At 47.0% G+C, this 12,623-nt stretch carries 12 protein-coding genes and 1 pseudogene; 12 read left to right on the top strand and 1 reads right to left on the bottom strand.

Annotated features, from left to right (window positions below):
• Positions 1-590, bottom strand: a pseudogene (locus Q0198_RS05300) (L-seryl-tRNA(Sec) selenium transferase); the annotation flags it as partial.
• Positions 591-756: 166 nt separating this feature from the next.
• Here Q0198_RS05300 and Q0198_RS05305 point away from each other — a divergent pair.
• The 12 genes from Q0198_RS05305 to Q0198_RS05355 form a co-directional block, all read left to right on the top strand.
• Positions 757-2,439 (top strand): 4Fe-4S dicluster domain-containing protein, encoded by a 1,683-nt coding sequence (locus Q0198_RS05305; protein ID WP_297895866.1) that lies wholly within the window; start codon positions 757-759, stop codon positions 2,437-2,439.
• A complete protein-coding gene (locus Q0198_RS05310) occupies positions 2,439-3,200 on the top strand; it encodes a molecular chaperone TorD family protein (protein ID WP_297895867.1) in 762 nt (253 codons plus the stop codon). The genes Q0198_RS05305 and Q0198_RS05310 overlap by 1 nt, the downstream gene beginning before the upstream one ends.
• Positions 3,201-3,452: 252 nt before the next feature.
• On the top strand, positions 3,453-3,650 hold the full coding sequence (locus tag Q0198_RS05315) for a twin-arginine translocation signal domain-containing protein (RefSeq protein WP_005871103.1): 198 nt from the start codon (positions 3,453-3,455) through the stop codon (positions 3,648-3,650).
• A gap of 10 nt (positions 3,651-3,660) precedes the next feature.
• Entirely contained in the window at positions 3,661-6,582 is a 2,922-nt protein-coding gene (locus tag Q0198_RS05320) for a formate dehydrogenase subunit alpha (protein ID WP_297895869.1), read from the top strand.
• A gap of 9 nt (positions 6,583-6,591) precedes the next feature.
• Positions 6,592-7,149: a formate dehydrogenase FDH3 subunit beta gene (gene fdh3B / locus Q0198_RS05325; protein WP_005871109.1), complete on the top strand. Its 558-nt coding sequence runs from the start codon at positions 6,592-6,594 to the stop codon at positions 7,147-7,149.
• Between the two features lie 239 nt (positions 7,150-7,388).
• On the top strand, positions 7,389-8,006 hold the full coding sequence (locus Q0198_RS05330) for a hypothetical protein (RefSeq protein ID WP_297895871.1): 618 nt from the start codon (positions 7,389-7,391) through the stop codon (positions 8,004-8,006).
• Positions 8,003-8,941: a hypothetical protein gene (locus Q0198_RS05335; RefSeq protein ID WP_297895873.1), complete on the top strand. Its 939-nt coding sequence runs from the start codon at positions 8,003-8,005 to the stop codon at positions 8,939-8,941. The genes Q0198_RS05330 and Q0198_RS05335 overlap by 4 nt, the downstream gene beginning before the upstream one ends.
• A 10-nt stretch (positions 8,942-8,951) precedes the next feature.
• On the top strand, positions 8,952-9,581 hold the full coding sequence (locus Q0198_RS05340) for a LysE/ArgO family amino acid transporter (protein ID WP_297895875.1): 630 nt from the start codon (positions 8,952-8,954) through the stop codon (positions 9,579-9,581).
• A 42-nt stretch (positions 9,582-9,623) separates the two neighbouring features.
• Positions 9,624-10,109: a hypothetical protein gene (locus Q0198_RS05345; protein WP_297895876.1), complete on the top strand. Its 486-nt coding sequence runs from the start codon at positions 9,624-9,626 to the stop codon at positions 10,107-10,109.
• Positions 10,110-10,694: 585 nt separating this feature from the next.
• Complete coding sequence (locus tag Q0198_RS10955) at positions 10,695-10,787, top strand: YgaP-like transmembrane domain (protein WP_366111908.1); 93 nt, start codon at positions 10,695-10,697, stop codon at positions 10,785-10,787.
• A gap of 372 nt (positions 10,788-11,159) precedes the next feature.
• Entirely contained in the window at positions 11,160-12,371 is a 1,212-nt protein-coding gene (locus Q0198_RS05350; RefSeq protein WP_297895877.1) for a saccharopine dehydrogenase family protein, read from the top strand.
• On the top strand, positions 12,326-12,623 hold a 298-nt coding region (locus Q0198_RS05355; RefSeq protein WP_297895879.1), incomplete at its 3' end, for a hypothetical protein. The genes Q0198_RS05350 and Q0198_RS05355, both read left to right, overlap by 46 nt.

Genomic DNA, 12,623 nt, shown 5'->3' on the forward strand with positions numbered 1-12,623 from the left:
AGCTTGGTTTTGTTCGTAGTGCCGATCTCTACGAGCTTTGCGCCTGAGTTTGACATCACTTCGCTTACCCGAAAGCTCCCGCCGATCTCGACTAGCTCGCCGCGGCTTACTACGACTTCGCGTCCGCGCGCGAAGGTATTTAGCACCAAAAATACCGCCGCAGCGTTGTTGTTGACCACGAGCGCGTCCTGCGCGCCGAAGAGCTCGCTGCACAAAAGCGCTATGTAGTCGTATCTGTTGCCGCGCGCGCCCTCGGATAGGTCGTATTCTAAATTTGAATATGAGGTGATGATCTTTCGCGCGCGGGCTAAAATTTCGGCGCCAATGACGCTGCGGCCGAGGTTTGTGTGCAGCACGACGCCGGTTGCGTTGATGAGCGGTTTGAGGCTTAGATTTTGAAATTTTTCGTAGCGCGATTTGATGCGCGCGATGATCTCACTTTCGCTTGCGACTGCGCCTCCTTGCAGCGCCTTTTCGCGCTCCTGTCGGATGAGCTCTTGCGCGATTTTGATGATTTGCGGGCGGAGACAGTTTTGAAACTCCCGCGCGTTTGCGATTTTGTCGATTTTTGGTAGTTTGATTCGTTGCATTGCGACCCCGATGCCTTAAAATTTAGGCGATTTTATCATTTAAAGCTTTGATTTTGCTTTATCTATAGAATTATTAATTTAAATTCGATTTACTTTAAGTGCAGAATTTAAAAGCTGTTTAGAAAATAAGAGTAAAACCCGCCTAATTATCAATTTAGGATAGATTATGAAAGAACATGGATTTTACGCCGCGGGGCTAAAGGATGTCGTCTTAAGCGACGATATCGAAATTTGCGGCGATGAAGAGGGGGCGAAAAATGAGGAATTTATCGTCGCTAATTCGCCGAAATTAAAAGCACAAATTTATGCGCCCGAGATAAATTTTTATATAGAAAATTCCGCGGATGAGCCGCTGCAAATCGCTAAAAACGTAGATATTTTGTATCGCGCCAAGGATATTGCCTTCGACGGCGCGCTAGATAGCGACTATCAAAAGCCCGTCGGCAAAAACGTAATTCTCGCCTGTGATGAGCCGCGAGAGGGGCTTGTGGGGCTACTTAGGCAGCACGGATTTAAGGTGATCGCGTTAAGCAGGGCCGAGATTAAGTTCGTCTACGGCGAGATTGGCGATCTTGCGGTTACGATTTTAAGCGAGCGGGATGAGGTTGAGACCGAGGCGGATTTTTTCTTGATTAGCGGTGCAGTGCCATATCAGCTACGACAAAGCGGCTGCTACGAGATCTCGGGACTAAAAGACGATGAAATTTTAGAAATTTTAAATTCCAAAAACCCGGTTTATCATTATAAGAATTCCACGATCTTCGATCCTGCGATCTGCCAGTATCAAGGCAGGCGGAATGAGCTGCGAGCGCCATGCGCGGAGATTTGCCCCACAGTGGCGATTTTGAAAAACGACGAAAAGCGCGAGTTAGTATTTTCGCATATCGACTGCATCGGTTGCGGCGCGTGCGTGAGCGTCTGCCCTAGCGGCGCGCTGAAATTTGCCAAGCTGCCCCAAAGCGTATTTGGCGAGATCGCAAAGCTCTATGCAGGCAAAATTCCGCTTCTCATCGCAGAGAGCGAAATTGCGTCCGCACCTGCAGTGCAGCTTCCGTGCGGCGCGCTACCGTTTGGAATTTTCGGAAGCAAGCAAATAGATGAGATAAATTTGCTAAGCGCGATGCAAGAAAGCGGTTCGAGCGTGATCGTTTACGGCGCAGACGTGGGCGAGAGCACGCGCGAAGCGGTGGAGCTTATCAATGGAATTTCGCGCGCGATCTACGGCAAGGACGCAGTATTTTTAGCGCGAAATTTAACCGAGCTGCAAGAAGCGCTAAAGCAGGCGCAAAGCTCTCAGCCCTGGGCTTTTAGCCTAAACGAGCAGGGTCTTAGCAAGAAAGAAATTTTTTCCAAACGCGTAAGCGCAATGGTTGGCGAGGGCAGCTTCGGCGCCGTAAAAAGCGGAGAGTTGCTAAAATTTGGCAAAGTAAACATAAACGAAGCAAGCTGCACGCTATGCCTTAGCTGCGTGGGTGCCTGTAATACCGGCGCGCTGTATGCCGATAACAGCGACAATTCGATTAAGTTCAACGCTTCGCTTTGCACGACGTGCAACTACTGCGTGCTAAGCTGCGCCGAAAAGGATACGATCGAGCTTAAGCCTTGCGGCGTGGAGCTTGAGCCGGGATTTTTTAATTACAAAATGCTAGCTAAAGATGAGCTTTTTAAGTGCATTGAATGCGGTAAGGAATTTGCGACGAGCAAAGCCGTGATGAAGATCGCGGATATGATGGGTGCGCATTTTGCAAACGAGCCTGAAAAGATGAAGACTCTTTTTTGCTGCGGCGATTGCAAGGCGAAAATAATGATAAAAAAGCAGATAGAAGATGCTAGAAAAGGGGCAATGTAATGGATGCGAATCTACTTCAAGCAAGAAGCTACTACTACGAATTTTTTGCAATTCCGTTTTTTTTCTATGAAACGGATGCGAAATTTAAGCGCTGGAAGGAGCAGCTGGAGTTTTTACGCAGCTCGCCCATTGTGCCTAGCGATGAGGCGGAATTTCAAAATTTGGCGAAATTCGATTTTGCAGCGTTTAAAAGCGAGCAAAATTCCGTGCTTTTTGATTTTTCATACGCCAACGTGCCGATGAGTGCGAGCTTCTACGACGAGGGGCGCGACGATGGGCGTATGCGTGTCGCGGTAATCGACGCGCTAAAAAAGAGTAAATTTCGCCGCAATATGGAGCTTTGCAAAGAGTGCGAGGATTATGTGGGATTTATTTTTTACCTGCATTCAACTCTACTTCGCGACGCGGCTGCAAAACACAGCGCGGTTTTAAACGGACAAAATTCCGTGGCAAATGAGCAAAATTTTACGAATAGCGCGAGCTTGACGGCGCAAGACGGCGAAGCGCTGGCGTTAGAGCTTTTTACGAATGTCACCAATAGCTTTGTGGATGAGTTTAGCGAGCTTTTGTGCGGGCATGTGCGGGCGGATTTTTTCAAATCATTAGGCGCACTAATGAGAAGCTTTTTTGCGCTTGAGCGCTCGCTTTTAGCGCTTGCCGCTCCGCAAAAGAAAGATCGCAGCGTCGTTAAAGAAGCGATCAAAAAAGGTGGCTATCAAAATAAATTTACCAATCCGGAAGATATTTTTGATCTGGATTGATAAATAAAATTTTTAACCAAAATCTTAACGCAAAAGCAGAATTTCGGTTAAATTTTAGACTCGCAAGCTCGAGTTTTGCGAGTAGTTTTTTAGTTAGAACTTTATATTTTGAATTTTAAATAAAATTTAAAAAGTAACTTAAAATTTAATTTCCATCTCACTGCCTTTTCGTTATAATTCATTAGACTTAAATCCTGTAACAGGTGTTACTACAATAAAAGATTTAAAGCGATTTCTTCACAAAGGAAAACCATGGAGAACAAACGCAGGGATTTTCTTAAAAAATCTCTAAAAATCGGCGCAGTAGGTGCCGTGGGCGTTGCCGCGTCTCAGGCTCTAGCGAAAAGCGAGCAGGACTATGGCGATACCGTTCGTGGCAAATCACCGAAAAAAGAGGTGCTTTACTGGGAGAGTGAAGCGTGGAAAAAATATTATAAAGTAGCTTACTAGGAGAATTTTCATGAGTGAGAATGCGATCGGAAGGAGATCGTTTTTGAAACTCGCCGCTTTAGGAGCGAGCAGCGTAGCCGCGTTTGGCGAAAATAATACGCTAAGAGCTGCTACTGAGCAAGAGATCAAAAACCCATTTCCAGGTTCCGTTATGAAGCGAACGATATGTTCGATCTGTTCCGTAGGCTGTGGTATCGAGGCTCAAGTGGATGAGAGCACCAATACCTGGATTCGCCAAGATATGGCAGTAGATCACCCGATCTCGCAGGGCAGTCACTGCTGTAAGGGAATCGATCAAATCGATCTAACCAAATCTAAAATGCGTCTTAAATATCCGCTCAAAAAGGTTGGCGGCAAGTGGGAGCGCATAAGTTGGGAGCAAGCCGTTAACGAAATCGGCGATAAAATGCTTCAAGTCCGCAAAGAGGACGGTCCAGATAGTGTGGTATTTCTGGGTTCGGCTAAATTTTGCAACGAGCAGGCATATTATTTTAGAAAATTTGCAGCCTTTTGGGGTACGAACAGCAACGACCACGTAGCCAGAATTTGACATAGCGCAACAGTCGCCGGTGTGGCGAATACTTGGGGTTATGGAGCTATGACAAATCACGTAGGCGATATGGCGAAAAATTCTAAAATGATCCTTTTCATAGGTGCGAATTCTGCGGTTGCAAATCCCGTGGGGGCTATGAAGCATGCTCTTCAAGCTCGCGATAGAAACGGCGCGAAAATCGTCGTCGTCGATCCAAATTTTACTAGAACTGCGGCTAAGGCCGATATGTATATTAGAATTCGTCCGGGAACCGATATAGCGTTTGTGTACGGAATGCTGCATCTAATCTTTAAAAACGGCTGGGAAGATAAGGAGCTAATAAAAACCAGAACCTACGCTGTAGAGGAGATTAGAGCCGAAGCTGAGAAGTGGGATCCTAAAGAGGTAGCCAATGTCACCGGCTGCAAAGAAGAGGAGCTGATAGAATTTACGAGGATGTTCGCTACCACAAAGCCCGCTACTTTATGCTGGGCTCTAGGCATTACACAGCACTCGATCGGAAGTTCAAATACTAGAATTTTGGCTCTTTTGCAGCTCATACTAGGCAATATGGGCAAGCCAGGCGGTGGCTGCAACATCCTTAGAGGTCACGATAATGTTCAGGGCGCTACCGATATGTGCAATCTCTCCGATAGCTTGCCTGCGTATTACGGGCTAGCCGATAACGCTTGGAAGCACTTCTGCAAGGGCTGGGGCGTAGATTACGAGCAGTTTATTAAAAGATTTGCCGTCTCTACTAAGCAGCCGCACGAAAAGCAGGGTGAAAAAGTGCCTGGTACGAATTTTACCGAGTATTTTCACTACGATCCGAGCATCGAGCAAGATACGATAAATTGGCGCAACGAAAAGGGCTTTTCGCTATCTAAATGGTGGCAGGGCGTTTTGAAAAACGAGCCCGTTTTAAGTAGTGGCAATGTCCGCGTTCTTTGGGTGCAAGGCACAGGAATTACTTCTATGGCTCACGTTCGCGAGACTAAAGAAGCGCTAGGCAAGATCGATATGCTGGTAGTCGCCGAGCCGTTCTTAAACGAAGTAGCGATTCTAAACGATAGACCGGATGGAATTTATGTTTTGCCGGTAGCTACGCAGTTCGAGAGCGAAGGTCATCTAAGCGCTACAAACCGCAGCGGTCAGTGGAGAACTCAGATTGTTAAGCCGCTATTTGAGAGCAAAGAGGATCAAGAAGTAATGTTTTTATTCGCGAAAAAATTCGGCTTTTACGACGAATATGTTCGCGGCATGAAGATGGGCATCGTTGATGGCGAGCTTAAGCAGGTTAAAGACGATTTTGTTTGGCCTGACGACGCTACCGATGAGATTGCACGCAATACTCAAAGTATTGGAAATAACGGACGCACCGCAGCTAGATTTCGCAGACAGCAGAAAAATTGGCATCTATTTGATCCCGATACTTTGCGCGGCATAGGTGGCGAGGTCGAGGGCGAATATTACGGGCTTCCATGGCCTTGCTGGGATACGCAACACCCGGGCACGCCGATTCTTTACGACGTAACTAAGCCTTATGCCGACGGCGGTATGGGATTTAGAAACCGCTTTGGCTTAGAGCACGACGGCGTTTCGCAGCTAGCCGACGAGAGCATTACCCTTCCGGGATCAAAAATTCAAGGCGGACACGCAGAGATTACTAAGGCAAATATCGAGCAGGTTTTAGGCATTACGCTAAGTGAGGAAGAGAAAGCCAAGATGGGGCCTACGTGGAGCACAGATTATAGTGGCATTATCGCTAAGAAATGTCGCGAGTTTGGAATTTGTCCTTGCGGAAACGCAAGAGCAAGAGCGAAGGTTTGGCAGTTTGCGGATCAAATTCCGAAGCACCGCGAGCCGATCCACTCGCCTAGATGGGACTTGGTGGAAAAATATCCGACCTTTGCGGATCAAAAACGAAATTTCCGCGTCTTTACGAGATTTATCTCCGAGCAGAAAAAGCAGGATTGGAGCAAGGACTTCCCTACTATCGTAAGCTCGTTAAGGCTTGTAAATTTAAGTGGTGCGGGCATGATTGAGCGCACGAGCAAGTATCTTTCAGCGATTACTCCGGAGATGTTTGCGCACGTAAATCCTAAGCTTGCCGCTGATAAAGGTATCAAAGATGGTGAGATGATGTGGATCCATTCGCCGCAAGGCACTAAGATTAAAGTCAAGTGCATCTATTCGCACGCCGTAACGCCTGATCGTATTGTTATGCCGTATAACTTCGCGGGAATTTTCCAGGGCGAGGATCTAAGCGAGCGCTATCCTGAGGGCACTAAACCATATATTAGAGGCGAGAGCTCAAATACGATTACCAACTACGGCTTTGACATAAATACGCAAATTTCGGAATTTAACGCCGGTCTTTGCAGACTAGAAAGAGCATAAGGAGATAAAATGCCGGCAAGATTAAAATTTTACGTCGATGTCGAGCGTTGCATCGCTTGCTATGGTTGCCAGGTAGCCTGCAGCTCAGCTCACGAGGTTCCCGTGCAGATCAATAGGCGCAAGGTTATTACTTTAAACGAGGGCATAGAGGGGCAGGAGGTTTCAAGCTCTATCGCTTGTCAGCACTGCACCGATGCGCCTTGCGCGCAGGTTTGCCCGGTTCAATGCTTCTATATCAGAACCGACGGCGTCGTTTTACACGACAAAGATAAATGTATCGGCTGCGGATACTGCCTCTACGCGTGTCCGTTCGGCGCTCCGCAATTCCCTAGAGACGGAGCTTTCGGTATTAAAGGTGCGATGGATAAGTGTACTATGTGCGCGGGTGGACCGGAGCCTACGTTTTCGCACGAGGAACTGCATAAATACGGTCAAAACCGCATCGCAGAGGGGAAGGTTCCGATGTGTGCGGCGATCTGCTGCACGAATGCTCTAATCGTGGGCGACGCGAGCAGAGTTTCGGAGGTTTATCGCAAGCGCGTACTTACGCGCGGCGTGAGCCTATAAGATTGTGGAATTTTAAACGCCTACGATTTAAAATTCCGCCTCTTTTCGCATAAAATTTCAACCGAGCGACGGCTTTAAATTTAGCGGTCGCTCGGTTGAAATTTTATTTAAAAATTTCGCTCTTGCCCATTCGCCGTTAGATTATTTCAAAAAATTGCTTTTTGCTGACATTAAAATTTTAAATTTATGCTACAATCACTCAAATTTAGGATTTGAAATCTTAAGCGAAAGGATCCGTCTTGAAAAATAAAATTTCACTTTTTTTGGTCATTTCGGCGTTTTTGATTTTTACAGGTTGCTCTAAAAACGTGCCCGTAAATAGCGGTATCGTGCGCACTTCCGAGCCGCTTCACATTATGGAATTTCCGCAAGATAAACTCATAAGCGTAAATTTCACCAATACCTCTACGACGGATTCAAATTTAACCCAAGTAGTGATCCAGCATCTGCGTGCGGACGGATTTAAGGTCGTAAATAAAAGTGCAGCGAACGTCCAAATCGGCGGCAATCTCAACTACTTCCGCAAGGCGGATTTTTCGCGCAGATCGTGGGATAATCCGAGATTTAGCTTCGGTATGGGATTTGGCAGATATTACAGATATACGGGCGTAGGCGTGGGCTGGGGGATGCCCTTCGGTTATGATCCTTGGTATGACGACGATTATTACAGAGACTACTTCTACGACTCGCAGATTAGCCTCTACATAAGCGTCAAAAACAAGGGCGCTTGGAGGGATTACGTAACTAATCTCAACTACCAAAGCATCAAAAATCCGGGCTCTAAAGACTCGGTAATGGATGCGCTAAATTTTAAAATTTACGAATATATAAGACAACTGATTAAGCAGGGAAGATGATAGTAAAAGAGAATAAAAAGCCCGTAGCGATGACGCTGGCGGGATCGGCGATTTTGGCGCTCGCTAGCGGATATTGCTACCACGCGGGCTTTGGCGGTGCGGCGCTTTTCGCTTCCGTAGTGGCGGCATTTTGCGCGTTTTTTTGCGCGCTTAGACTCGGCGCTAAAAATTATTTGCAGATCGGCGAGGATGCTTTTACGATCGTACGCGGCGCAAATTCCGAGAGCTTCGAATACAAAGATATCGCAAATTTAGGCACCAAAACCTTCGTCGCAGGCAGAAACAAAACGGAGCTTTTAAATTTTGTATTCAAAAAAGCGCCGCAGGCGCAGGACCGCTTTAATTTTTTACGATTTTACAGCGACACGGAGGCCACGCTGCCGGGCTCGTTTGAAATTTCGATCTACGAGCTGAGTAAAATTTTGCGCGAAAAAGCGGGTCTTTCGCAAAGCCTTAAGGAAGAGCAAGTCGCCTCAAAAGCTCGCAAGGGCGCCAAGGGCTCTAAAAAAAGCGCGAGTAGCACCAAAAATTTTAAAGCTAAAAATCTCCGCGATGAAAATTCCGCTTCGCAAAATTTCGATGCGCAAAGTTTCTGCGACGCACAAAATTTAGATGAAAATTTAGGCGCTGAGAATTCCCGCTTTACGCAGGATTCCACCATGCAAAATTCTAATGGCGCCGCTGATTCAAACGGCGCGCAGAATTTGAAGGGCGCTTCAAATTTAAACAAACAAAGCTCCGCCGCGCCGAATGGTGCCGCTTCCTCAAATGACGCCGCCGCGGGCGAAAATTTCATAGGCGCCGAGAATTCCGCGCCTAAAATTTCCGCGGGCGATAATGAGCCTGGCGCTGCGCCCGAAAGTACGGCGGTAGCTGACTCCGATACCGCCGATGCCGCGATGCAAAACTCCGCCTGCGAAAGTAAAAATAAGTAGAGGCGCGGCCTTGAACTCCTTACCGATCGGAATTTTCTTGCAAGGAGCCGCGCTGATGCTCTCGCTCATCGTCGCGATCGGTGCGCAAAACATCTTCGTTATCTCCCAAGGTCTTGCGAAAAACCACGTCGCGGCGGTTTGCACGGTCTGCGCGCTAAGCGATGCCGTATTTACGGCCGTAGGGATATTTTTAATCGGCGGCGCTCTTAAGCAAGGCTCGTTTTTTACCCAAATTTTAAGCATAGGCGGGATCATTTTTCTGCTCTGCTACGCGCTAAGCTCGTTTTTTAGCGCCTACAGAGGCTCGCATTTTGCCAAGATCCAAAACTCGGCAAATAGCCCGCTAGCGCCCGTCGTAGCCAAAGCTCTTGCGGTAACGCTTCTAAATCCGCACGTGTATTTAGATACCGTCGTGGTCGTGGGCTCGCTCGGCGCTACGATCGCAGATGCACAAAAGCCGTGGTTTTACGCGGGAGTTATGTTCGTATCGTTTGCGTGGTTTTTCGGCTTGGGCTACGGCTCGCGGGCGCTTTCGAAGCTTTTTGCAAGCAGCAGAGCATGGCGCATAATCGACGCGCTCGTGGGAGTTTTGATGCTGTATATGGCGTATCTGATCGCGAAGTTTGTCTTTAAAATTTAAAATTTCACGCTAAAATTCCGCATTCTTGATAAAGGATCTATGATGAAAATTGAAATTGAAAGCGGGCTCGAACTAAAAGAGGCCTTGTGGCGCGTAGAGAAAGCTCTGCGACTAGTGACCGACAAGGATGGCAAAATTACATCGAGCGCGACGCTTTACGTAGGCAAACATTCGCTTTTAAATTTACTCGATACCAACCAGATCGAAAATATCCAAAACGCTTATGCGCGCGCCAGGACGGAATTTCGCGCGGAGATGCTGGGCGTGCTGGAGGGCTTTTTATCGCAAGAGGATGCCGAGAAAAACGCCGAATACGCGCTATTTAATCAGCTCTACCAAATGGCGATGACCGCGGGCAGAAAGAGCGATATTTTTATCCACGTCCAAGGCATCAGCGAAAACGAGGTCGTGCTGCGCGTCTATCAGCGCTTCGAGCTTGACGATGGCGTGATAATCTACTATGCAGGCGGCGAGTTTAGCTACACTCTGGATGAAAATTTCGGCAAAATTTATCGCTACGAAATTTGATTTTAGCGGTACAGCGCGAGATCAGGTGTCGCTTCGATCGTAAATATTGCGTCCGCATTATGCTTCTTTGCCGCGAGGACGCATAAATTTAAACCCTAAAAATACGCGGCGAGCTAAATTTAGACAAATTTTCTGCAATGATAGAATTCCGCTCGGTTAAAATTTATCGTAATTCCAAATTTAAAGCTGCGTGTAAATTTTATCCTTCGATACGCAAATTTTATCCTACTGCCCGCCGGCGTTCGAGTTCACCTTGTTTTACGCTTGTCGAAATTTTTAAGTCGAGCTCGAATAAAATTTCACTCCTCAGGCACATAAATTTTGTCGGATCGCACTTTTATGCAAAAGAAAAGATAATTAAACGAAGCCGAATTTAACCAAGGCGCGTATATAGGAGGGCGGGCTCAAAGATGATACGCTAGGTGGCGGTTTGCTGCCATTGCTTACTTTAAAAATTTTAAGCATTAATACGTGCAAAATGTAAAAACAAAGAAGTGAAAACGCAATGCTAAGTAAAAAACTAGGATAATAAGAGCGCTAATGGGACTAGCGATAATGATCGCAAAAGCCGTTGTTTAGCAGCTGGTGGGGCTGGTCGGACTCGTGCCCTTTATCGTGGGTGTCACGGGATTTTGTCCCGCTTGCTACTTTTTAAACCGCTGTTCGCTAAAGCGCTAAATTTAGCCGCGGTATGCGGTTTGCTGCGCGCCGAGGCAAGAAACGCGATAAATTTTAGCAGCGAAGCGAGGGGCTTTAAATTTTAAATTCTCCACGCTTCGACGCGGAGTGTTAAATTTAAACTGGCCCTTTAAAGCTTAAAATTTTATCGCGCGATGTCAGGAGGTAAAATTAATCTCGTGCCGCCGTCAATCGGCATGCTGCTATCCGCGTAAAATTTTAGTGCGTGCCGCTTCCGGCGCTCTTGTTAAAATTGGATTGCGCTCCGCGTCCGGCCACAATCAAACTTCTATGATTAATTGCGCCCGCCTCTTAAAATTCATCTTAAATTTGCTAAAATTGCAACAAAATTTAAAATTTAAAGGAGCCCAAATGTCAAATATCTTAATCATAGGCGCGGGCGGCGTGAGCCAAGTCGCGACCGTAAAATGCGCGATGAATGCGGACGTTTTTAGCAAGATCACCCTTGCAAGCCGCACCAAAAGCAAGTGCGACGCGATCGCTAAATTTATAAAAGACCGCCTAGGCGTTGCTATCGACACCGCCCAGATCGACGCGGACGATACCGACGCCGTAGTCGCGCTCATCAAAAAAACGGGTGCCGATTTGCTTTTAAATGTGGCGCTGCCGTATCAAGATCTGACCCTCATGGACGCGTGCTCGCGCGCCGGCATCCCATACATCGACACCGCAAACTACGAGCACCCAGACACCGCTAAATTTGAATACAAGCTGCAGTGGGCGAAAGACGGCGAATTCAAAGCTGCGAACACGATGGCGCTACTGGGAAGCGGCTTTGATCCGGGCGTGACGAACGTATTTTGCGCCTACGCGCAGCAAAATTTATTTGACGAGATCGGCGAGATCGACATCCTGGACTGCAACGCGGGTGATCACGGATATCCGTTTGCGACGAATTTCAACCCGGAAATCAACCTGCGCGAAGTGAGCGCAAAAGGCCGCTACTGGGAGCACGGCGAGTGGAAAGAAACCGAGCCGATGGAAATAATGTTCAAATGGGACTACCCGAAAGTAGGCGTCAAAGACAGCTACCTGCTCTATCACGAGGAGCTAGAAAGCTTAGTAAAAAACATCAAGGGGCTAAAGCGAATCCGCTTTTTTATGACATTCGGACAGAGCTACCTCACGCATATGAAGTGTCTAGAAAACGTCGGCATGCTGCGCATCGACGAGGTAGAGCATAACGGCGCCAAAATCGTTCCGATACAGTTTCTAAAGACGCTACTGCCTGATCCTGCGAGCCTCGGTCCTCGCACGAAGGGCAAAACCAACATCGGCTGCGTAATCCGCGGGCTAAAAGACGGCAAAGAGCGCCAAGTCTACATCTACAACGTCTGCGACCATGAGGCTTGCTATGCCGAAACGGGTGCACAGGCCGTGAGCTACACCACGGGCGTGCCTGCAATGATCGGCTCAATGATGGTCGCAAAGGGCATCTGGAGCGGCAAGGGCGTCTTTAATATGGAGAATTTCGACGCCAAGCCTTTCATGGACGAGCTAAATAAGCAGGGCTTGCCGTGGGAGATGATAGAGATGAAACCCGGCGAGAGGTACGAGGTGTGAGCATGGGATTTATCCAAGAAATTATAAATAAAATATTAAATCGTTTAAAGCTTGAGCTTGAAAGTCTTGAAGCTAAATTTTATTTTTTTGGTATTATTATAATATCCGTTTCAATATTAATGTTTAAAATACAAAATAATATATTTATTGTTATTTTATTCTTAATTGGTATATTATTATTTTGCGCAGGAGTTTTGGTCTGGTGTTTTAGTTTATTGAAAAGGAAATGGGTTGTAAACTTAGTGAAAGTTT

This window comes from uncultured Campylobacter sp., assembly GCF_938045205.1.
GTDB lineage: Bacteria > Campylobacterota > Campylobacteria > Campylobacterales > Campylobacteraceae > Campylobacter_B.

Coding starts and splice junctions, on each gene's coding strand:
- Q0198_RS05335 (WP_297895873.1), top strand. CDS start 8,003: ATGATAGTAAAAGAGAATAAAAAGCCCGTAGCGATGACGCTGGCGGGA.
- Q0198_RS05345 (WP_297895876.1), top strand. CDS start 9,624: ATGAAAATTGAAATTGAAAGCGGGCTCGAACTAAAAGAGGCCTTGTGG.
- Q0198_RS05350 (WP_297895877.1), top strand. CDS start 11,160: ATGTCAAATATCTTAATCATAGGCGCGGGCGGCGTGAGCCAAGTCGCG.
- Q0198_RS05315 (WP_005871103.1), top strand. CDS start 3,453: ATGGAGAACAAACGCAGGGATTTTCTTAAAAAATCTCTAAAAATCGGC.
- fdh3B (WP_005871109.1), top strand. CDS start 6,592: ATGCCGGCAAGATTAAAATTTTACGTCGATGTCGAGCGTTGCATCGCT.
- Q0198_RS05305 (WP_297895866.1), top strand. CDS start 757: ATGAAAGAACATGGATTTTACGCCGCGGGGCTAAAGGATGTCGTCTTA.
- Q0198_RS05310 (WP_297895867.1), top strand. CDS start 2,439: ATGGATGCGAATCTACTTCAAGCAAGAAGCTACTACTACGAATTTTTT.